General features: G+C 70.4%; 17 protein-coding genes and 2 pseudogenes. 10 read left to right on the top strand and 9 right to left on the bottom strand.

From position 1 onward, the window contains the following. Positions 1 to 164 precede the first annotated feature (164 nt). Complete coding sequence (locus ACFV57_RS07245) at positions 165 to 1304, top strand: cation diffusion facilitator family transporter (RefSeq protein ID WP_385226642.1); 1140 nt, start codon at positions 165 to 167, stop codon at positions 1302 to 1304. A gap of 30 nt (positions 1305 to 1334) precedes the next feature. Here the strand turns inward: ACFV57_RS07245 and ACFV57_RS07250 are convergent, their stop codons facing one another. Then, entirely contained in the window at positions 1335 to 2276 is a 942-nt protein-coding gene (locus tag ACFV57_RS07250) for an NADP-dependent oxidoreductase (RefSeq protein WP_385226644.1), read from the bottom strand. 278 nt (positions 2277 to 2554) lie between these two features. Here ACFV57_RS07250 and ligD point away from each other — a divergent pair, with 278 nt between their 5' ends. Both ligD and ACFV57_RS07260 read left to right on the top strand, forming a co-directional pair. Next, a complete protein-coding gene (gene ligD / locus ACFV57_RS07255) occupies positions 2555 to 3490 on the top strand; it encodes a non-homologous end-joining DNA ligase (RefSeq protein WP_385226646.1) in 936 nt (311 codons plus the stop codon). A 106-nt stretch (positions 3491 to 3596) separates the two neighbouring features. Continuing rightward, entirely contained in the window at positions 3597 to 4826 is a 1230-nt protein-coding gene (locus ACFV57_RS07260; protein WP_385226648.1) for an ABC transporter ATP-binding protein, read from the top strand. 39 nt (positions 4827 to 4865) lie between these two features. Here the strand turns inward: ACFV57_RS07260 and ACFV57_RS07265 are convergent, their stop codons facing one another. From ACFV57_RS07265 to ACFV57_RS07280, 4 genes are all read right to left on the bottom strand, one after another. Then, on the bottom strand, positions 4866 to 5783 hold the full coding sequence (locus tag ACFV57_RS07265; protein ID WP_385226975.1) for an ABC transporter substrate-binding protein: 918 nt from the start codon (positions 5781 to 5783) through the stop codon (positions 4866 to 4868). A gap of 65 nt (positions 5784 to 5848) precedes the next feature. Continuing rightward, positions 5849 to 6523 (bottom strand): ABC transporter permease, encoded by a 675-nt coding sequence (locus ACFV57_RS07270; protein ID WP_385226650.1) that lies wholly within the window; start codon positions 6521 to 6523, stop codon positions 5849 to 5851. Then, positions 6520 to 7200, bottom strand: coding sequence for an ABC transporter permease (locus tag ACFV57_RS07275; protein ID WP_385226652.1), 681 nt, complete (start codon positions 7198 to 7200; stop codon positions 6520 to 6522). The genes ACFV57_RS07270 and ACFV57_RS07275 overlap by 4 nt, the downstream gene beginning before the upstream one ends. Positions 7201 to 7357: 157 nt before the next feature. Beyond that, positions 7358 to 8677: an alpha/beta hydrolase gene (locus ACFV57_RS07280; protein ID WP_385226654.1), complete on the bottom strand. Its 1320-nt coding sequence runs from the start codon at positions 8675 to 8677 to the stop codon at positions 7358 to 7360. Positions 8678 to 9207: 530 nt separating this feature from the next. On the opposite strand from ACFV57_RS07280, the gene ACFV57_RS07285 reads away from it, so the two are divergent. The 7 genes and pseudogenes from ACFV57_RS07285 (at position 9208) to metG (ending at position 17879) form a co-directional block, all read left to right on the top strand. Then, on the top strand, positions 9208 to 10725 hold the full coding sequence (locus tag ACFV57_RS07285; RefSeq protein ID WP_385226656.1) for a VWA domain-containing protein: 1518 nt from the start codon (positions 9208 to 9210) through the stop codon (positions 10723 to 10725). 674 nt (positions 10726 to 11399) lie between these two features. Beyond that, a complete protein-coding gene (locus ACFV57_RS07290) occupies positions 11400 to 12050 on the top strand; it encodes a hypothetical protein (protein WP_385226658.1) in 651 nt (216 codons plus the stop codon). 525 nt (positions 12051 to 12575) lie between these two features. After that, positions 12576 to 12644, top strand: a pseudogene (locus ACFV57_RS07295) (hypothetical protein); the annotation flags it as partial. 37 nt (positions 12645 to 12681) lie between these two features. Beyond that, positions 12682 to 13416: a hypothetical protein gene (locus tag ACFV57_RS07300; RefSeq protein ID WP_385227005.1), complete on the top strand. Its 735-nt coding sequence runs from the start codon at positions 12682 to 12684 to the stop codon at positions 13414 to 13416. 129 nt (positions 13417 to 13545) lie between these two features. Further along, a complete protein-coding gene (locus ACFV57_RS07305) occupies positions 13546 to 15129 on the top strand; it encodes an MFS transporter (RefSeq protein ID WP_385226660.1) in 1584 nt (527 codons plus the stop codon). Between the two features lie 35 nt (positions 15130 to 15164). Further along, positions 15165 to 15956, top strand: a complete 792-nt coding sequence (locus tag ACFV57_RS07310) for a class I SAM-dependent methyltransferase (protein WP_385226662.1) — start codon at positions 15165 to 15167, stop codon at positions 15954 to 15956. 213 nt (positions 15957 to 16169) lie between these two features. Continuing rightward, entirely contained in the window at positions 16170 to 17879 is a 1710-nt protein-coding gene (gene metG, locus ACFV57_RS07315) for a methionine--tRNA ligase (RefSeq protein ID WP_385226664.1), read from the top strand. Positions 17880 to 17952: 73 nt separating this feature from the next. Here metG and ACFV57_RS07320 read toward each other — a convergent pair whose 3' ends face one another. From ACFV57_RS07320 to aspS, 4 genes and pseudogenes are all read right to left on the bottom strand, one after another. Further along, entirely contained in the window at positions 17953 to 18525 is a 573-nt protein-coding gene (locus ACFV57_RS07320) for a Uma2 family endonuclease (RefSeq protein WP_385226666.1), read from the bottom strand. 48 nt (positions 18526 to 18573) lie between these two features. Then, positions 18574 to 18783: a type II toxin-antitoxin system VapB family antitoxin gene (locus ACFV57_RS07325; RefSeq protein ID WP_385226978.1), complete on the bottom strand. Its 210-nt coding sequence runs from the start codon at positions 18781 to 18783 to the stop codon at positions 18574 to 18576. Between the two features lie 15 nt (positions 18784 to 18798). Beyond that, a pseudogene (locus tag ACFV57_RS07330) lies at positions 18799 to 19362 on the bottom strand (Uma2 family endonuclease); the annotation flags it as partial. Between the two features lie 68 nt (positions 19363 to 19430). Next, positions 19431 to 21194: an aspartate--tRNA ligase gene (gene aspS / locus ACFV57_RS07335; RefSeq protein ID WP_385226668.1), complete on the bottom strand. Its 1764-nt coding sequence runs from the start codon at positions 21192 to 21194 to the stop codon at positions 19431 to 19433. Between the last annotated feature and the right edge of the window lie 21 nt (positions 21195 to 21215).

Genomic DNA, 21215 nt, shown 5'->3' on the forward strand with positions numbered 1-21215 from the left:
CCGGGCCGCCGCGCGGCTTACCGAGTGCACCGCTGTGACCTGCGACGATACGCCGTTTGACGGTAATGACAACGGTCACCGCTGCAGCCTTTGGATCTAGCGGCGAAGTGCGGTTTGCTTCCTTGCGCACGTCCTTTCGGACGCCCCAGGGAGGAGCGCGTTCCATGACCGAGCACGCCCGCACCGCCGCCGCCGACGCGACCACCGCGACCACCACCGCGGCCACCACCGGACACCCGCCCAGCGCACACGGCCACGGGCACGAGCAGGGCCACGATCACGGCCACGAACACAGCCACGGCCACGGGCACAACCACGGGCACGCGCACTCGCACGCCCTCTCCCCCGACGCCGACCGCCGCTGGCTGCGCGCCGCGCTGGTGCTGATCACGGCGTTCATGGCCGTGGAGGTGGTGATCGGTTTTCTCGCGGGCTCCCTGGCGCTGATCTCCGACGCCGCCCACATGCTCACCGACGCCGCCTCGATCGTGCTGGCCCTGGTCGCGATGCGGCTGGCCGCCCGGCCCGCGCGCGGCGGCTACACGTACGGGCTCAAGCGCGCCGAGATCCTGTCCGCGCAGGCCAACGGCGTCACGCTGCTCGTGCTGTCCCTCTGGCTCGGGTACGAGGCCGTCACCCGCCTGGTGTCACCGCCCGAGGTCACCGGCGGACTGGTCCTGGTCACCGCGCTCGCCGGGATCGTCGTCAACATCGCGGCCGCCTGGTGCATCTCCCGGGCCAACCGCAGCAGCCTGAACGTCGAGGGCGCCTACCAGCACATCCTGACCGACCTGTTCGGCTTCATCGCCACCGCCGTCGCCGGCGCGGTGGTGCTGCTCACCGGCTTCGCGCGGGCCGACGCCATCGCCTCCCTCGTCGTGGTCGTGCTGATGCTGCGCGCCGGCACCGGCCTGGTGCGCGAGTCCGGCCGGATCTTCATGGAGGCGGCGCCGAGCGGCGTGGACCCGGACGCGCTGGGGGACCACCTCGTCGAGACGGACCAGGTGGTGGAGGTCCACGACCTGCACATCTGGGAGATCACGTCCGGCGAACCGGCCCTGTCCGCGCACATCCTGGTCGCCCCGGGCGGCGACTGCCACGCCGTACGCCGCAGCCTGCACGAGCTGCTGAGCCTGAAGTACGGCATCACCCACGCCACCCTCCAGGTCGACCACGTGGGCGAACTGCCCCGCTCCGGCGAGATGCTGCACATAGCGGCCGGGCCGGACGACGCGGCGCTCGCCGCCCCGCACTGCGAGGGCACGCACGGGCCGGTCCACCGGCCGGGCCCGCACGATCACTGAGCCGCCCGCCCGCCGAGGGGCGGGCGGCGATCAGAAGGTGATGACCGTCTTGCCCTGCGCATGGCCCGTACGGCTGGTCTCCAGCGCCTCCGGGGCGTCCTCCAGGACGATCTCGTCGGCGACGATCGAGGTCAGCCGTCCCGCGTCGAGCTGTCCGGCGAGGATCTCCAGCAGCTGCGGCGAGGGCCGGTTGACGAAGTTGAAGCCGCGCAGGTTGTGGTCGGTCAGGACGTCCGCGTCGGCGGACCCGACGGTGGAGACGGCCGTGCCGCCGTCCCGCACGGTACGGGTCATCTCGCCGAACGCGGTCGGGTCGCCGACCAGGTCGAGCAGCACGTCCACCCCGTCCGGGTGGGCCGCGAGCACCTGGTCGGCCACCGGGCCCAGCGTGTGGTCCACGGTCTGTGCGGCGCCCAGGTCGCGCATCAGGTCCGCCAGGCCCGGCCGCGCGGTGACGATCACCTCGGCGCCCCGGCCGGCCGCGAGCTGGGTGACGAAGGTGCCGACGCCGCCGGTCCCGCCGACGACCAGGACGCGCCGGCCCTCCGCGACGCGCGTCTCCTCGACCAGGTTGTACGCCGTCGTCCCGGCCGTGGGCACGGCCGCCGACACCGCGTAGGTGACGTTGCGGGCCGCGCCGGCCAGCGCCTTCTCCGGGGCCACCGCGAACTCCCCGTACGAACCGCCGCCCCGCTCCGGCCGCTGGAACTGGCCGAACACCGAGTCGCCCACCGTGAAGCGGCGCACGCCCGGCCCGATGGCGACGATCTCGCCCGCGCCGTCCGACCCCAGGACGAGGGGGAAGGAGTGCCGGACGGAGTCCTTGAGGAGCCCGTCGGCGGTCTTCCAGTCGACGGGGTTGACCCCCGCGGCGGACATCCGCACCAGGACCTCGCCGGGTCCGGGGTCGGGCTCCGACAGCTCCATGAGCTGGGGCTGTTCGCCGAATGCGGTGACTGCTACGGCTTTCATCGTCGCGTTCCCTTCCGCCCGTGCGATCCACCCTCCCGACCGAGGGCAGGGCAAGGGCCACACCGTCAACGTGGCGCCGGTCGCGTCCCGCCTTCGGGTGAAACGACGCCAGGTGACGACGGCCCCCAGGATCGTAAGCACGCGAACCGGGAGGTATGCGGCAGGACGAGGGGCGGTGCCCCGGAAGCAACTCGTACGGCCCCCCGCCGAACCGGTACCGGGCGGCCCCGCCCCGCCCCGCGTTTGCCGCCCGGCCCGCCCGGTTACCCGTCCACGGTATGAGCGGCAGCAGCGGCGGCGCGGACGACGTACACACCATCAAGGCGGGGCGGCGCACGGTCGGGATCAGCCGGCCCGGCAAGGTCCTCTTCCCGGACGACGGGATCACCAAGGAGGACCTGGCCGAGCACTACAAGGCGGTCGCCCGGCGCGCGGTCCCCCATCTGCGCGACCGGCCGCTGATGATGGAACGGCACCCCGACGGCATCGGCGGCCGTCCCCTGATGCAGAAGAACGCGCCCGACCACTTCCCCGAGTGGGTACGCCGCTCCGAGCAGGCCAAGGAGGGCGGCACGGTCACCCACGTCGTGTGCGACGACGCGGCGACCCTCGTCTACCTCGCCGACCAGGCCAGTGTGACCCCGCACCGCTGGCTCTCCCGCGAGCACCGGCCCGACCACCCCGACCTGCTGATCTTCGACCTCGACCCGTCCGAGGGCGCGGACTTCGAGGACGTCCGGTGGACCGCGCACCGCGTCTGCGAACTGTGGGACGAACTGAAACTGCCCGCCCGCCTGATGACCACCGGCTCACGCGGCCTGCACGTGATCGCGCCGCTGGACGGCGGCGCGGACTTCGACACGGTCCGCGACTTCGCGCACCTGGCCGCCGGACGGCTCGCCCGGCGCCACCCGGACCGGCTCACCACCGAACAGCGCAAGGCCGACCGCAAGGGCCGGATCTACCTCGACGTCCAGCGCAACGCGTACGCGCAGACGGCCGTCGCGCCCTATTCCGTACGGGCCAAGCCGGGCGCCCCGGTGGCGACACCCATCTCCCGCGACGAACTGGACGATCCCGAACTGACGCCGCAACGGTGGACGTTGCCGACCTTCGCCGGCCGCCTCGGCGAGGCCGACCCGTGGTCCGGGCTGTCCTGGCGGGGCCGGTCGGTACGGGCGGCCCGGGAGCGGCTGGAAGGGCTGGAGGGGTAACGAGGCCAAGGGGGCCGGAGGGGCGCCGCGTCGGAGCGGTGGGTCGGTGCCCGCCCGTTTGCCCGCATAAGGAGACCGTCCCCATGCCCCGGGCTTCAATGGACCAATGATCCGGTTCGAGTCCGTCACCAAGCGCTACCCCGACGGCACCACCGCCGTGGACGGCCTCTCCTTCGAGGTGGCCGAGGGGGAGCTGGTGACGCTGGTCGGACCGTCCGGCTGCGGCAAGACGACCACCATGAAGATGGTCAACCGGCTCACCGACCCCACCGGCGGCCGCATCCTCGTCGAGGACCGGGACATCGCGACGGTGGACCCCGTGCACCTGCGCCGCCGCATCGGCTACGTCATCCAGCAGACCGGCCTCTTCCCCCACCGCACCGTCCTCGACAACACCGCCACCGTGCCGCTCCTGACCGGCTGGCCGCGCAAGAAGGCCCGCGCCCGCGCCGCCGAGCTGCTGGAGCTGGTGGGCCTGGACCCCGCCGTCCACGGCCCCCGCTACCCGGACCAGCTCTCCGGCGGCGAGCGGCAGCGCGTCGGCGTGGCCCGCGCGCTGGCCGCCGACCCGCCCGTCCTCCTGATGGACGAGCCGTTCGGCGCGGTGGACCCCGTCGTCCGCGACCGCCTCCAGAAGGAGTTCCTGCGGCTGCAGGCGTCGCTGCACAAGACGGTCCTGCTGGTCACCCACGACATCGAGGAGGCGATCCGGCTGGGCGACCGGATCGCGGTCTACGGGCAGGGGCGCGTCGAGCAGTACGACACCCCGGCGAGCGTGCTGGGCGCGCCGGCCTCCCCGTACGTCGCCGAGTTCGTCGGCAGCGACCGGGCCCTGAAGCAGCTCGCGGTCACCGGCATCGACCCCGGCGACCTGGAACACCCGCCCTTCGCCCGCCTCGGCGAACCCGCCGCCCGGGCGGCCGGACGGCTGCGCGCGGACGGCGCGCGCTGGGCCGTCGTCCTGGACGAGGAGGGCGGGCTGCACGGGTGGGTGGGCACGGAGGAGATGTCGGGCGGGTCCGGTGGGTCTGGTGGGTCCGGTGGGTCTGGTGGGTCCGGTGGGTCCGGCGCTTTTGGCGCTTCCGGCGCGCGGGGAAACGTTTCGGAGCACGCGCGCCGCATGGAGGCGTGGGTACCGGTCAGCGGCTCGCTCAAGGACGCCTTCAGCGAGATGCTCAAGTACGACGCGGGCTGGATCGCCGTCGTGGACGGCACCCGCTTCCTCGGCGTCCTGACCCCGGCCGGACTGCACGAGGCGCTGCGGCGCACGATCGGGTCGGGCGAGCAGGGGGTGCCGCGGGCGGAGGCCGAGGTGGATTCGGTGCCTGCCGATTGAGAGGGGGCGACGCCCGGGAGTGGCTCCCCCTGGCCCCGGCTACAGCAGCCCCTTCCCCCGCAGATAGTCCCGCGCCACGTCCTCCGGCAGCCGCCGCCAGCTGTCCACCCGCTGGTTCAGCCGCGCCAGGTCCTGGGTCGTCAGGACGGAGTTGAGCTTGCCCAGGGCCGCGGCGACCCGCGCGCTGCCCGCGCGGGCCCGGTTGACGACCGGGACGACGTAGTCCGCGTTCTGGAGCTTCTTGTCGTCGGCGAGGAAGACCAGCCCGAACTGCTCGACGGTGGCGTCCGTGCTGGTCGTCAGCACCATCTGGTCCTGCCCGTTCTGCACGGCCTGCTTGGCGGGCGTGGTGCCCACCCCCTTCGGGTCGACGGCCGTGATGTCGATCCCGTACGTACGCTTCAGGCCCGGCGCGCAGAACGGCCGCTGCACGCACTCGTCGCCCGCCGCCAGCCGTACGGGGAGCCTGGCGCGCCCCAGGTCGCTCAGGGTCTTCAGACGGTGCTGCTTCGCGTACGCGGCGGTCACGGCGAACGCGTTCTGGTCGACGGCCCGGCCCGGCGGCAGCACGGTCAGGCCGCGGGGCGTGGCCAGGGCGCGCAGCGCCTTCATCGTGGTGCCGAGGTCCGGCGAGGCGACCGGATCGGCGTCGGCGCCCTTGGACTTGGCGCTCAGCCAGTCGGCGAAGGTCGCCGCGTACTCGGGTACGACATCGATCTGGCCGCTCTCCAGGGACGGTTCGTACAGCTCCCGGTTACCGACGGTCAGGATGTCCGTCTCGTACCCGGCCTTTTCGAGCAGCACCGCGTACATTCGGGCCAGCAGCTCGCTCTCGGTGAAGCCGGCCGAGCCGATCGACAGATGGCGGCTGTCGCCGGGCGGGGCGGTGACCTGGCCGCGGTTCTCCAGGGACGGGCCGGTGGCGCAGGCGGAGAGCACGACCAGCGCCGCCGGCACCGCGAAGCGGGATTTCCGGCCCGTACGGCGGAGTACGGCCCGGACCGGGCCACCGGGCCGCCCGCTCACCGCGCCCGTCCCCGCGCCCACGCCGGACCCAGCCGCTGGGCGACCTCGAACAGCGCCTCCATCAACAGCGCGAACACCGCCACGATCACCGCCCCCGCGACCACCTGCGGCGTGCTCGCCAGGTTGAACCCCGCGGTGATGATCCGGCCGAGCCCGCCCCCGCCGACCAGCGCGGCCAGCGTCGCCGTGGCGACCAGCTGCACCGCCGCGATCCGTACCCCGGTCAGCACCAGCGGCAGCGCCAGCGGCACCTCCACCCGCCACACCAGCTGCCCGCCGGACATCCCCATCCCGCGGGCCGCCTCCACCACGTCCCGGTCCACCGACCGCATCCCGACGTACGCGTTGGTCAGCAGCGGCGGCAGCGCGAACAGCACCAGCGCGATGAACGTCGGCCAGTCGCCGTGCCGCCCGAGCGGCGTGAGCAGGAGCAGCACCAGCACCGCGAAGGTGGGCACGGCACGGCCGACGTTGGCGAGGTTGACGGCCAGGGCGCCGCCGCGGCCCAGGTGCCCGAGCGTGACGGCGACGGGCAGCGCGATCAGACAACTGGCGAACAGGCAGCCGACGGTCAGCAGCAGGTGTTCCACGAGGCGGTGCCGGACGCCGTTCTCACCGGTCCAGTTGGCGCCCGTGCCCAGCCAGTCCCAGACGTTCCCGAGCGTCGTCATGCGCGCCGCCAAGGCGTCAGCAGCCGTTCCAGGCCGAGGAGCAGCAGATCGAAGGCGACGGCGATGACGACGCACAGCACGGACGCAGTCAGCACCTGCGCCTTGAAGAACGAGTTCATGCCCGCGTAGATCAGATTGCCCAGGCCGCCGTTGCCGACGATCGCGCCGATCGTCGTCAGGGCGACCGCGGAGACGGTGGCGATGCGCAGCCCGGCCATCGCGGCGGGCACCGCCAGCGGCAGTTCGACGGCCAGCAGCTGCCGCAGCGGCCCGTACCCCATGCCGCGGGCCGCCTCCTTCGCCTCCTCCGGTACGCCTGCCAGGCCCGCCAGGATGTTCCGTACGAGGAGGGTGAGCGAGTACAGCGCCAGGCCCACGATGACGAGGGTGGACGACAGCCCGTACAGCGGCAGCAGCAGCGAGAACATCGCGAGCGAGGGGACGGTGTAGAGCACGGTGGTGATACCCAGCACCGGCCCCACCGTCCAGGCCCACCGGCGCGCGATCAGCGCCAGCGGCAGCGCGATCACCAGGCCGAGCAGTACGGAGACCACGGTGAGGTGCAGGTGCTGGAGGACCGCGTCGAGGAGGATGTGGCGGCGGGTGGCGAGATAGTCGCCGCAGATCCAGTCGTTGCGGGCCAGGCAGTCGTCCGGAGGGGCCGTCGCCGCGGTCACTGCGGTCGCTGTGGTCGCTGCGGTCACTGTAGAAGTCCACCGCGGTGGGGGGCCGGTGTCCTGCCGGGTGGGGTGGATGGGTGAAGAGCGGGCTGTGCCGGGCGGGCGGGTAGGTGGGACAGGTAGGGCAGGTGGGGCGCGGGAGGAGCCGTGCGCCTCAGCCGGTGGGTGAGGTCGTCCCGGCCGGGGGCGTTCCGGCCGAGGGTGTTCCGGCCGGGGACGCTGTCGGCGACGCTGACGGCGCCGACGAAGGCGACGGTGACGGCGCCGAATCCGCCCCCGGCCGCTTCGGCGGCGCGTGCGCGGCCTCCACGTCCTGCGGGAACGTCAGCTGCCGCCCCTGCCACTCCAGGGCCGGCGCCACCTCCCGCCGCCACGTCGAGAACTGGTGGCTGCCGCGCGGCAGGATGATGGAATCCACCGTCATCGGGGGCCGCACGGCCTCGATGAAGCGCAGGGTGTCGGCGTAGTTCGGCTCGCCCAGGCGGCTGCTGGACACCAGCGCGGAGACCTGAGGTACGGGCAGGTTCCGCAGCCGCCACAGCAGGTCGTGCTCGCGCTCGCGCCGCCCGGCTGCCGCGCCGCCGCCGAACAGGCTCCCGGTCGTCAGGTCGTCCTTGACGGCGTAGTCGCCGGACAGCGAGACGGCGGACGTGTAGACGCCGGGGTTGCGCAGGGCCAGTTGCAGCGAGCAGGTACCGCCGGAGGAGTACCCGAACGCCCCCCACGCGCTGGGGTCGTGTCCGACCCGGTAGGCCGCCTTGACGGCCTCCGGGAGATCCCGCACGAAGAACGTCTCGGCCCGCGGCCCGTCCGGCACGTCCACGCACTCGGTGTCCCGCGGCGGCGCGATCGTCGGCCGGACCATCACCAGCACGGTCGGCGGCATCCGGCCCTCTTCGACCAGCCTGCCCGCGGTCTGCGGAATCCGGAGGTGCTGCGCGAGGTTCATGATGCCGCCCGGATAACCGCTGATGACGACGGAGACGGGGAAGCGCTGACGGCGGTACTGGTGCTGGAAGTACTGCGGCGGCAGGTAGACGAAGGCCGGGTTGATGACGCGGGTACGGCGCCCGACGATCCGTACGGACTCCACCCTGCCGACCTCGGCGGGCGCGCCCTCCGGCAGGCCGGACACCCGGTCCAGGCCCTGCGGCCCCGCGGGCTGCACCAGCCCGTCCCGGAGGCTGCCGGCATCGGCGTACCGCGGCCCGCCGCCCTTGTTCACCGCCACCGGCGCCTCGTCGGTGTTGCCCAGCAGCTCGTCCCAGCTGCTGTAGAACTCGAAACCGGAGTTCACGGCGAGGGCGAGCGAACACAGCACCGCCACCTGGGTGACGAGGATGGACCCGAGCCTGCCCAGTACGGGGAGCACACCGCGCCGGGACAGCCGCGGCCACAGCCACACCGTGAGGACCACACAGGCCACGGCCAGCGCGATCACCGCGAATTCGAGCGACTGGCTGGTCAACCCCATGCGCCCACATCTCCCGTCACCCGTACGAGGGTTCTCCGGCCTCCCGGACCGCCGCCAGGGTCAACGGACGGCCGGGCCGATGGTCACCGCACAGCCCGAGACCGGCCCGATCCCGTCGCCGCCTCCGCCCCGCCCCCCGCCGGGCCCCGGCACCGCACCTCCCGTACGACCCCTCACATGACGTGCACGAACACTCGGTAACCAGCCCTCCGCCACACCTCCCCCCAACCTCCACTCCACCCACACCGCCCCGTACCGCACAAACATCCGCCCCCCGCCTTGCCCTCTTCGCCCCGTCCCCTCCCCCACCACTTCGCACGCCCGCCCCCCGCACATACGCTCTCCAAACACACGCCCAGCCCGCACCACCCCGAGTCGCAAAACACCCATACGGGGCGTGTAGCGAGACGCGCGGGGTCCCACGGTCAGACCGGCCCAGGCGGCTACCCTTACGTGTCCGGCCTGGTCAGGGACATGTCCGCGCTTCTCGGACATTCGCCGCACCCCACACACGCTAGAGAGGTTCGCCGATGGGCATTCGGAGTCTGCTGCGCAACGCTTTCGGTCGCTCCAAGGCGGCCCGCGAGGAATCGAACGAGGCGGCGAGCGGAACTCGGGCGCCGGAGACGGCGACGATCCCGGAGGCCCGCGAAGAGGCCACCCCGGAACCCGCCGCCCCCCGCGACCCCGCCGTCCCCACCGCCCGCACCGCCCCCGCCGACACCCCGGCCGCATCCCTCCCCGCCCAGAGCGCCCCCACCGACACCTCCCCCGCCAACACCTCTCCCACCGACACGGCCGCTCCCGAGCCTTCCGAGGACTCGGCCTCCGACCTCGTCTCCCAGGCGTTCGACACCCCGAAGCCGGGACGCAGCGCGCAGGCAACGGAGCCGAAGGGCGGGGAGGAGGGCGAGGCGGCCGAGGCGAAGGCCGCGGCCGAGGCGAAGGCCGCGGCCGAGACCGCGCCGGAGCCGGGCCCAGAGGTTACGGCTGTGGCTGCGGTTACGGATGCGGATGCGGATGCGGCGAAGCCGGAGGCCGGGGCCGGGGCGAAAGCGGAGGCCGCCGCTGAGGCCGCGCCGGAGCCGAAGACCGACGCCGGGACCACGACGAAGCCGGAGACGGCCGCCGAGGCCGCGCCGGAGCCGGAGAGCAAGAACGAGCCGGTGATCGAGGCGGAGCCGCCGATCGAGGCGGAGCCGGAAGGCAAACCGGCGGCCGAGACGAAGCCGGAGCCCACGCCTGAGCGACAGGCCGCACCCGCGCCGGAGGCCGTGCCTGAGCCGGAAGCCACACCCGCCGCAGAGGCCACACCCGCGCCGGAGCCCACCGGCCCCTCCCTCACCAAGATCGAGTCCGAGGCCCCCGGTCTCGTCAGCCTCTACAAGGCCGCCCGGGTCTCCCTCGAAAAGCAGGGGCTGGCCACCCAGCGCGCCGCCGTCTACCTCGTGCTGGACCGCTCCGGCTCGATGCGCAACTACTACAAGGACGGCACGGTCCAGCACCTGGCCGAACAGGCCCTCGGCCTCTCCGCCAACCTCGACGACGACGGCACCGTACCGGTGGTCTTCTTCTCCACCGACGTCGACGGCACCGCCGAACTCGACCTGGCCAACTACGAGGGCCGCATCGAGGAGTTGCACGCGGGCCTCGGCCACATGGGCCGCACGAACTACCACTGGGCCATCGACGCCGTGATCGGGCACTACGAGAAGTCCGGCGCGACCGACCCCGCCTTCGTCATCTTCCAGACCGACGGCGCCCCCACCTCCAAGCCGGCCGCCGAGAAGGCCCTGTGCGAGGCCGCGAAGCTGCCCATCTTCTGGCAGTTCGTCGGCTTCGGCGATCCGGACGCGAAGGGCTTCGACTTCCTCCGCAAGCTGGACGACCTGGCCGTACCGGAGAAGCGCGTCATCGACAACGCGGGCTTCTTCCACGCCGGCCGCGACCCCCGCGCCCTCGCCGACGCCGACCTCTACCAGCAGCTCATGGTCGAGTTCCCCGCCTGGCTCCAGGAAGCCCGCACCGCCGGCATCCTCCCCGCCTGACCCACCCCGACTCCGCTCCACCCGCCGGCCGCGGCCGGGCCCCCGGCCCGCCGCGGCCGGCGTCGTGATCCGACGAAACCCACTGGTTGAATTCTCCACCACAACAGCGGACCGCCAGGCTCCCACCGGAATCAGGCTCCACTGTCAGTGCCATGTGTAAGAGTGTTACGGCATTGACCACACGGGGGTGGGGGGACGGCTATGCCATTGACCGACGAAATCGCCGGTATGCATGCATACGAAGGCGACCCGGCGGCGCTCGTCGGTGAATTCCGCCGCACCAGCGTCTTGGTGCCGGTATCCGACGACGGACTCATGTCCGCCGAACTGGGCGGAATCCGCTGGCTCTACGCATTCACGGACGAGGAAGCGCTCAACCGGTTCGCCCGCACCAGGCAAAGCCCCCCGGAAACGGAGTGGCAGTACGTCTGCGTCTTCGGCGCCCGCCTGCTCGACGTCGTCATACCCGCCATCGGGGGGATTCGCCAGATACCAAAGGGACTCGCAAGCCCTTTCCAGCAACCCGCTACCCGAGGGCGTCCGAGAGATTGTGCGCAGCGGAGACGGTGCCGTACTCCGCATGGACAAGGACGGGAGGCTGATCATCATTCAAGACGGCAAGATCAATACTTATTTCCGACCAGATAACCCTCGCGAGTACATGGAAAACGAAAGTGATCGCTGAATCTTCGCCTTTCACGTCACACTTCAACCGGACTTTCCACTCACTGGGGTGGACTCACGACATTTCACCGAACCAGGCAATGTCCCGTTGGCGCACTTTCGAAGTGGATTGCCGGCAAGGCTACCCGTGGGACCTCGAGGACTACCAGAACGAACTCACCCTCAGGGGCACACTGAAGAAGGCGGTCCCAAAGCTGCACCAATGCGATTCGACAGCCACTGCCGACATGGTCGAGCAGATCGAAGTCATCGACCAGAGCCTGCAAGCACTTTTCACGAATCTCCTCAGCCCAACCGCGGCTGACTGGTGGGTAAGGTTCACCCTCCCGTACGCATCAGTTTCGTTCTGCGAACAGGCTGGCGAGGCTTACGGAGTCCACATCCGGCCGAGTTCCAAATTCGACGAAGACTTGCTGAACCTGCAGCAAGCCCTGGCCGATGAGCGCAATCCTACCGATGCATACATAATGGCCCGACGGGAAGGATGGTACGTGACCGAACGCCCATCCTTGTTCTACCGGTGCTGCACGCACGCTTTGGCCATGGACCGTCGAAAAAGGCAAGCACTCCGATTGTGGGTTCATGGAAAGCTGCCGGATGAAGCATTCCGAGCCGTTTTTCAATCCAAACCAATTCAGTAAGTGAGACGCAGACGCACGACACCGCCCGATCTGAACTGGCGCCGCGGCTCCTCCCCCGGATGGGATGGCTGGTGGCCAGTGGCGGAGGAGCGAACCGGCAGCCGATGATCACTGCTCGTACGCTGGCGTTCGGTAGACGGAAAACGGCGGCAGTCGTCGGCGCATTCAGCCTCGTCAGCTGAAAAGGCGGACAGAAGAGGAGCAAGAGGTGCACGGGACGGGGGCGCAGCAGGCGGGGAGGGCGTCGGCGGCCGATGTGAAGGAAGCGCTGTACTGGGCGCGAGCCCGGGGTGACTGGGGGCATGTTTTGACGCCCTGGCCGGCTCCCCCCCCCACGTTTACCACGCGGTCGGCCGACGGGAGGCCGACACCGGGAGTGAAGAGTCCGGATTGGCCGCCTGATCGTGGAGACGCCGGACCGACGACCTACTGGCCGAGGGAAAGTACGTACGATCCTTCCTGGCCTGAGACTTGGGTTGAGACTCCAACTCGGCGCGCTGTGCGCTCGGTTGTCGCTTCTGCGACATGGCCGAGACGGAGCGCATCCTCCTGCACACGGCCCGCCTCAGTCAGGCCGCTCACGCCTCCTGGGCGGATTTCGACCCGGGTTTCGTCCTCGGGCGCTGCCTGCATGTCGACGAAGAGCGCTTCGGCATGTGGTTCACCCGAGATGGTGGACGTCTACCGCACCCTCATGACGAATCCGGCGAGCCCATGGCTCACCATTCCCTGGCAGGAGCCGATCGGGCAGCCCCCGCGTAAGAGCAACACCGGGAAGGTGCTGGGCATCGTCGGCGGTGTGGTTGCGCTCTTGGTGGTCGGGGGGATCGTGGCGTCGGTGGCGTTGAGGGGTGCCGATGAGCCCAAGTACAAGACGGTGGTGCCGAAGGCTCTCGTGGGCGGGAAATACACCCTCACGAAAGATCTGACTGACACCGTGAGCGCTCAGGTCCCGCGCAACGGCTCGTACGCGCACGGCATGACCACGGTGGGCGGGCAGTACCAGTCCGGCACCAAGTCACTGGTGCTGCTCTCGATGTACGGCACCGTCAGCGACCCGACGGAGGCCGTCAAGCAGACGATTCACGGAATGCAGAGCAGCGGCGGCGAACTGGTCGTACCGAAGCACGAGGAGCGGCCGCACGGCACCAAGGAACCGGCGTACTGCGGTGTCCTCGTGAAGCGGCAGATGGGGCAGAAATTCACCGCGCCGTTCTGCATCTGGGCGGATTCGAGTACGCCCGGGAATGTGATGGAGACGGACGCGGAGCGTATCGACGCGGACCCGTTCTCGGTGGATCTGGAAGCGCTCGCGGAGAAGGCGGACCGGATTCGTAGCGAGATCAAGGTACCGGTCGGGCAGTGAATCGGGCGATAAGCGGAGTCCGGGCGGCCGAGAGGCGAAGGGGCAGGGCAGCGCCTACGCTGGTTTCGGGCTGCGGTGCTCGCCCGACGGGTGACCGTTGTCCGTTGTCCACGGCGGAGGCGGGTATTCATGAGCCAGGGCCAGGGTCAGGATCAGGGGCAGAGTCGGACGCGGGAACGGACGGGTACGGCCGGGGAGCCTGATCCGCGGCGATGGTGGGGGCTTGTCGTCATCGCCGTGGCCCAGTTGATGGTGGTGCTGGATGCCACGATCGTGAATATCGCCCTGCCGTCGGCGCAGCGGGAGCTGCACATGTCGGATGCCAACCGGCAGTGGGTGATCACGGCGTACACGCTCGCGTTCGGCGGGCTGCTGCTGTTGGGTGGACGGATCGCCGACCTGGTGGGCCGTAAGCGGGCGTTCATCATCGGGCTGGTGGGGTTCGCGATCGCTTCCGCGCTGGGTGGTGCGGCGTCGGGACAGGGATTGCTGTTCGGGGCCAGGGCATTGCAGGGCGCGTTCGCCGCAGTGCTGGCACCGTCCGCATTGTCGTTGTTGACGACGACGTTCACGGACGGGAAGGAGCGGAGCAAGGCGTTCGGGATTTACGGCGCCATCGCGGGCGGTGGCTCGGCCATCGGGCTGATAGCCGGCGGGCTGCTGACGGAGTACCTGGACTGGCGGTGGTGTCTGTATGTGAATGTGCCGATCGCGGTGATAGCGATCGCCGGAGCCTGGGTGTTCCTGCACGACCGGCGGGGGCACGGGGGCACGGCCCGGCTGGATGTGCTCGGAGTGGTGCTCGGGTGTGGCGGATTGGTCGCCATCGTGTACGGGTGCAGTGAGGCGCAGCCGCGGGGGTGGGGCGACGGGCTGGTCCTGGGGATGCTGATGGGCGGGGCCGTGTTGTTGGCCCTCTTCGCGTGGTGGCAGAGCCGGGCGCGGTATCCCTTGCTGCCGTTGCACATCGTGCGGGACCGGAACCGTGCGGGTGCGTTTTTGACCATGGCGCTGGCGGTCATCGCCATGTTCGGGATGTTCCTGTTCATGACGTACTACTTGCAGGTGGTACTGGGGTATTCGCCGGTGAAGACGGGCCTGGCGTTTCTGCCGGTCACGGCGGCGATCATTGTGGGGTCGACGCAGATATCGGCGCGGCTGCTGCACCATCTGCCGCCCCGCGTGCTGATGGTGCCGGGCGCGGTGTTCGCCGCGGCGGGACTGTTCTGGCTGACGACGCTGACCGCCGAGCCCGCGTACGTATCGCATGTGCTGCCCTCGGAGCTGCTCGTGGGGCTCGGGATGGGTCTGATCTTCATGCCGGTGATGTCCACGGCCACGGCCGGGGTCGCCCCGCAGGACTCCGGGGTGACGTCCGCGACCGTCAATACGGCGCAGCAGGTGGGCGGTTCGATCGGTACGGCGCTGCTGAACACCATCGCCACGTCGACGAGCGCGACGTACATCGGGAGCCATCTGGCGACGGCGGCGCGGGAGGCGGGCGGCCGGCTCACGCCCGCGATGCGGGAGGGGGTCGTCATGGACGGTGTCGTGCACGGGTTCACGGTGGCCATCGGGTGGGGCGCGGGGATCATGCTGCTGGCGGGGGTGGTCGCGGGCGTGATGGTGAATGGCAGGGCGCCCAAGCACGGGGGTGGGCCTGCGGCTGGGACTGAGGGTGGAGCGGAGACACCGAAGACGACCGCCCCGTAAGCCCGGCCCCGTACGGCGCTCAGTAGCCTGGTCCCGTGTTCACTCCCGAGGGACCCACGCTCCGCGAGCTGACCGTTCAGGCGCTCTCCTCCGTCGAGCGCGGCTACGACCTGCTGGCCCCGAAGTTCGACCACACGCCCTTCCGCACCCCCGACCGGATTCTCGACGCCACCGCCGAGGCCCTGCGCGGCCTCGGGAAGGCCGGCGACCGGTTCGGGTTCGGGGCGGGGCTCGATGTGTGTTGCGGTACGGGGGCGGGGGTGAGCGTGCTGCGGGAGCTGTGCCGCAGCAAGGTCGTCGGGGTGGACTTCAGTGCCGGGATGCTCGCCCGGGCCAGAGCCGGGTACGGAGACGGCGGCGCCCCGGCCGGGCACGCCGGCGAGGCCCGGCCCGCCGCCACGACGGGCGACCCGGCCATCGACTACGTCCGGGCCGACGCCCGCGCCCTCCCCTTCGCCGCCGCCTTCGACCTCGCCGTCACCTTCGGCGCCCTCGGCCACTTCCTGCCCGGCGAGCGCGCCGCGCTGTTCCGCGGTGTCCACCGGGCGCTGCGGCCGGGCGGGATCTTCGCGTTCCCCGTCGCCGCGCCCCCGCACCCCGGCTCCGCGCTGTACTGGACGCTGCTCGGCTTCGACGCGGTGATGCGCGTACGGAATCTGGTGTGGCGTCCGCCGTTCGTCATGTACTACCGGACCTCGTCGCTGCGGGCCGTGGGGGCCGACCTGGCCGAGGCCGGGTTCGCGGTGGAGCTCGTGCCCGTACGGGGAGCCGCCCGCCGCGCCGACGGCAGCCCCGGCTGGGGGCTCGTGGTCGCCCGCCGGCCGTGACCGCCCGCCCAGGACGGTCGCCCGCCGGCCGTGACCGCCCGCCGGGGACGATCACGGTGCGTACGGACGACGATCAAGGCGCATACGGGCGACGATCAAGGGACTTACGGGGCACGGAAAACCGGGCGCGGTGGCCCCGTACCGGTCCAGTACGATATTGACGTTCCGTAGAACAAATCCTCACTCACCGTAGCGACTTGGGAGCAGCCGGCAATGGCTCGACACCTCATCACCAGCGCCCTTCCGTACATCAACGGGATCAAGCACCTGGGCAACATGGTGGGGTCCATGCTCCCGGCCGACGTGTACGGGCGGTATATGCGCCAGCGCGGCCACGAGGTGCTCTACATCTGCGCGACGGACGAGCACGGCACGCCCGCCGAGCTGGCGGCCAAGGACGCGGGGCAGTCTGTCGACGCGTACTGCGGCGAGCAGCACGACGCGCAGAAGGCCATCTACGACGGCTTCCACCTGCAGTTCGACCACTTCGGCCGCAGCTCCTCGCAGCAGAACGTGGAGCTGACCCAGCACTTCGCCCGCAAGCTGCACGAGAACGGCTTCATCGAGGAGCGCGCCATCCGGCAGGTCTTCTCGATCACCGACGAGCGCTTCCTGCCGGACCGCTACATCGTCGGTACGTGCCCGCACTGCGGCTACGACAAGGCCCGCGGCGACCAGTGCGAGAACTGCACCCGCGTCCTGGACCCGACCGACCTGATCGACGCGCGTTCGGCGATCAGCGGCAGCAGCGACCTGGAGGTGCGCGAGACCAAGCACCTCTTCCTGCTCCAGTCCAAGCTCCAGGGCGAGGTCGAGCAGTGGATCGACGACAGCAGCGAGGACTGGCCCACGCTGGCGTCGTCCATCGCGCGCAAGTGGCTGACCGAGGGCCTCCAGGACCGGGCGATCACCCGTGACCTGGAGTGGGGCGTGCCGGTGCCCGCCGATGTGTGGCCGGAGCTGGCCGCCGAGGGCAAGGTCTTCTACGTGTGGTTCGACGCGCCGATCGAGTACATCGCCTCGACGAAGGAGTGGGCGGACGCCGATCCGGCGAACCGCGACTGGAAGTCGTGGTGGTACGAGGCCGACGACGTGCGCTACACGGAGTTCATGGCCAAGGACAACGTCCCGTTCCACTCGGTGATGTTCCCGGCCACCGAGATCGGCACCCGCGAGCCGTGGAAGAAGGTCGACTTCCTCAAGGCGTTCAACTGGCTGACGTACTACGGCGGCAAGTTCTCCACCTCGCAGCGGCGCGGCATCTTCACCGACGCGGCGCTGGAGCTGCTGCCCGCCGACTACTGGCGCTACTTCCTGATCGCCAACGCGCCGGAGTCCGACGACACGTCCTTCACCTGGGAGCTGTTCTCCTCCTCGGTCAACAAGGACCTGGCCGACACCCTCGGCAACTTCGTCAACCGGGTGCTGTCCTTCTCCCGCAAGCGCTTCGGCGACGAGGTGCCGGCGGGCGCGGCGGCCGGAGAGGCCGAGCGCAAGCTGGGCGAGCAGATCGCCGAGCTGCTGGCGGAGTACGAGGGCCACATGGAGGCGCTCCAGTTCCGCAAGGCGGCGGCGGCGCTGCGGGCGCTGTGGAGCGCGGGCAACTCCTACCTGGAGGAGAAGGCCCCCTGGCTGGAGATCAAGACCGACCAGGAAGCGGCGGCGCTGACGCTGCGGACCGCGATGAACCTGATCCACCTGTACGCGATCGTCTCGGAGCCGTTCATCCCGGCGGCGGCGAAGGCGATGCGGGGCGCGTTCGCGCTGGACGGCGACACGGCGGCCTGGGTGACGGCGGACGAGGCCCGCGCGCTGTCCTCGGTCCCGGCGGGCACGGCGTTCACGGTCCCGCCGGTGCTCTTCGCGAAGATCACGGAGGATGACCTGGCGGCGTACCGGGAGCGGTTCGGCGCGGCGGAGTAGGCGGGCCGACGACATAGGGCGAGGGCCCGGGACCGGTGACCGGTTCCGGGCCCTCGGCATGCGCGGGCGGTGCCTACGCGGACGTACTGCCGGGGCCGCCGGTACCGCCGTACGGGTGCCAGCCCGCCGTCCGTACGGTGAAACCCATCGGGTCCGGCAGGGGAATCTCCTGGCCGAAGATGCCCTTCGCGGTCTCGACGTAGTGGCGGCCGTCGAGCTGGAGGATGTGCCAGGTGGCGTCGTTGGGGTCGACGATCAGGTAGACGGGGATGCCGGCCTCGGCGTAGCGCTCGCGCTTGTCCTCCCAGTCCCGCTTGATGGCCGTACGGGTCGTGGAGACCGTTTCCACGACGGCGAGGACGATCTGCGGCGGCAAGTCCGCTTCCGCGAAGTCGGGGGCCGGGCGGTCTTGAGCACGGATGATGACGGCGTCGGCGCGGGGCCGGTAATCATCGGCCACCAAAATGCCGCGCTCGCTCCATGCCTCGAAAGGCTCTGGAGTGTGCCGGACGAGGCTGCGGGCCGGGAGGTCGTGGACGATTCCCGGATTCGCCCGCACGATGAGTTCGCCGTCGAGCAGCTCGGCACGCAGACCGCCTGGCTCGTCCAGTTCGTGCCACATCTTGACGAGTGCGTTGTTGTCCACCGGAGGTCCTTTCAACACACCGTCCACCACCAGGCAGGTACGAGTTCTTCACCCGCGGTAGTTCCTCTTGTCGAGGAGAAGATCGAAGTCGCCGCGCGCACCCCACTCCCTGAGCTTCGCGAGCGCTATGGCCCGACCACGCCGCTTGGCCACCTCCACCAGCGCCATGTTGACGGTGTCCTTCTTCGTCTTCGTACCGAGGAGCTTCGCGGCTTCCGCCAGCGCCTCGTCGTCGACCTCCAGCAGAAGTTCCGACATGCCGACCGACTTGTGCACCCAGCCTTTCAACGGCTCGGTGTCCAGGTCGATGCCCACCGGGTCCGGCAGGGTGACCACCTTGCCGAACGGCACCGTCAGGACTATCTCGTAGCGTCCGCCGTCGGGCTGAGAGTGCACCTTGACCTCGCAGGTGTCCCGGTCGATCAGCAGGTACACCGGGATGGCGGTCCCGGCGTACGCCTTCGGCTTCTCCTCGCGGTCCCGGCGGTCGGTGGCGTGGTCACGGGAGGTGACCTCGACGACCATGAGGACGCTCTCGGCGTCCGCCCACTCCCCCTGGCCGACGAAGGCATCGCTCGGTGCGAGACAGCCGTCGGGGCGGGCGTTGCCCTTGCGGTACGTCTCGACCCGCAGCCCCTGTCCCACGTGCAGCCACCACCCCGCATCGACCTGGACGCACAGCCGCGTCAGCCACGCGATGATCTCCGCGTGATCGCCGTCCGGCAGGGGCTTCTCCCGGATCCTCCCGTTGACCGATTCCAGCCGCAGCGCCTCGTCCACCCGCAGACCGAGGCGCGCCAGCTCTTCGAACTGCTCCTGACTCAGCACACTCGCCATGCCCGGAGCGTGGCACGCGAAAGGGCCCGCGATCATACGATCGCGGGCCCTTCACACGTACGAACGAACTACTTCACCTGCGGCTTGCGGATCGACAGGTGCAGCTCCTTCAGCCGCGCCTCCTCGACCTCCGTCGGCGCGCCCATGAGCAGGTCCTGCGCGTTGCCGTTGAGGGGGAAGGCGATGGTCTCGCGGATGTTGGGCTCGTCGGCGAGGAGCATGACGATGCGGTCCACGCCCGGGGCGATGCCGCCGTGCGGCGGGGCGCCGAACTTGAAGGCGCGGAGCATGCCGCCGAACTCGGCCTCGACGGTGTCCTTGTCGTAACCGGCGATGGCGAACGCCTTGTACATGACGTCCGGCTCGTGGTTGCGGATGGCGCCGGAGGACAGCTCGACGCCGTTGCAGACGATGTCGTACTGCCAGGCCAGGATGTCCAGCGGGTCCTTGGTCTCCAGGGCCTCCAGGCCGCCCTGCGGCATGGAGAACGGGTTGTGGGAGAACTCGATCTTGCCGGTGTCCTCGTCCTTCTCGAACATCGGGAAGTCGACGATCCAGCAGAAGCGGAACTCGTCCTCGACGAAGTGGCCGGTGCGCTTGGCCGCCTCGACGCGGACCGCGCCCATGATCTTGGAGACCTCGTCGAACTCGCCGGCGCCGAAGAAGACCGCGTGGCCGGGCTTCAGGTCCAGGGCCTCGACCAGCGACTTCACGTCGTCCTCGGTGAGGAACTTGGCGATCGGGCCGGACAGGGCGTTCGACTCGCCGACACGGACCCAGGCCAGGCCCTTCGCGCCCTGCTGGACGGCGAAGTCACCCATCTGGTCGAAGAACTTCCGCGGCTGGTCGCCGGTGTCCGGTACGGCCAGGGCACGGACGTGCTTGTCGGCGAAGGCCTTGAAGCCGGAGCCGGCGAAGACCGACGAGACGTCGACGAGCTCCAGCTCGGCGCGCAGGTCCGGCTTGTCGGAGCCGTACTTGAGCATCGACTCGCGGAACGGGATGCGCGGGAACGGCGAGGTGACCGTACGGCCGCCGCCGAACTCGGTGAAGAGCTCGGTCATCAGCGTCTCGATCGGGCCGAAGACGTCCTCCTGCTCGACGAAGCTCATCTCGACGTCGAGCTGGTAGAACTCGCCCGGCGAGCGGTCCGCGCGGGCGTCCTCGTCGCGGAAGCAGGGCGCGATCTGGAAGTAGCGGTCGAAGCCCGCGATCATCAGCAGCTGCTTGAACTGCTGCGGGGCCTGCGGCAGCGCGTAGAACTTGCCTGCGTGCAGGCGGGACGGGACGAGGAAGTCGCGGGCGCCCTCGGGGGAGGTCGCGGACAGGATCGGCGTCGCCATCTCGTTGAAGCCGAGCGCGGTCATCTTGTGCCGGATGGCGGAGATGACGGCGGTGCGCAGCATCAGGTTGCGGTGCATCCGCTCGCGGCGCAGGTCCAGGAAGCGGAATTCGAGGCGCTTCTCCTCGTTGACCCCGTCCTCGGCGTTGATCGTGAAGGGGATCTGCTCGGCGGCGCCGAGCACCTCGACGGCCGTGACCTCGACCTCGATCTCGCCGGTGGGCAGATCGGGGTTGACGTTGTCCGCGCCGCGCGCGCTGACCCGGCCGTCGATACGGACGACGGACTCCTTGGTCAGCGAGCCGAGCGCCTCGTTGGCGGGGGTGCCGGGGCGGGCGACGAGCTGGACCAGACCGTAGTGGTCGCGCAGATCGATGAAGAGGATGCCGCCCAGGTCACGTCGATTGTGCAGCCAGCCGCTGAGGCGGACGTCGGTGTCGACGTCCGCGGCTCGGAGCTCGCCACAGTTATGGGACCGGTACCGATGCATCGCTCATCCAAGTCGTCGCAA

This window comes from Streptomyces sp. NPDC059788, assembly GCF_042732265.1.
GTDB lineage: Bacteria > Actinomycetota > Actinomycetes > Streptomycetales > Streptomycetaceae > Streptomyces.

Coding starts and splice junctions, on each gene's coding strand:
- ACFV57_RS07250 (WP_385226644.1), bottom strand. CDS start 2,276: ATGAAAGCCGTAGCAGTCACCGCATTCGGCGAACAGCCCCAGCTCATG.
- ACFV57_RS07270 (WP_385226650.1), bottom strand. CDS start 6,523: ATGACGACGCTCGGGAACGTCTGGGACTGGCTGGGCACGGGCGCCAAC.
- ACFV57_RS07305 (WP_385226660.1), top strand. CDS start 13,546: ATGAGCCAGGGCCAGGGTCAGGATCAGGGGCAGAGTCGGACGCGGGAA.
- ACFV57_RS07285 (WP_385226656.1), top strand. CDS start 9,208: ATGGGCATTCGGAGTCTGCTGCGCAACGCTTTCGGTCGCTCCAAGGCG.
- metG (WP_385226664.1), top strand. CDS start 16,170: ATGGCTCGACACCTCATCACCAGCGCCCTTCCGTACATCAACGGGATC.
- ACFV57_RS07280 (WP_385226654.1), bottom strand. CDS start 8,677: ATGGGGTTGACCAGCCAGTCGCTCGAATTCGCGGTGATCGCGCTGGCC.
- aspS (WP_385226668.1), bottom strand. CDS start 21,194: ATGCATCGGTACCGGTCCCATAACTGTGGCGAGCTCCGAGCCGCGGAC.
- ACFV57_RS07300 (WP_385227005.1), top strand. CDS start 12,682: ATGTCGACGAAGAGCGCTTCGGCATGTGGTTCACCCGAGATGGTGGAC.
- ACFV57_RS07245 (WP_385226642.1), top strand. CDS start 165: ATGACCGAGCACGCCCGCACCGCCGCCGCCGACGCGACCACCGCGACC.
- ACFV57_RS07260 (WP_385226648.1), top strand. CDS start 3,597: ATGATCCGGTTCGAGTCCGTCACCAAGCGCTACCCCGACGGCACCACC.
- ligD (WP_385226646.1), top strand. CDS start 2,555: ATGAGCGGCAGCAGCGGCGGCGCGGACGACGTACACACCATCAAGGCG.
- ACFV57_RS07325 (WP_385226978.1), bottom strand. CDS start 18,783: ATGTCGGAACTTCTGCTGGAGGTCGACGACGAGGCGCTGGCGGAAGCC.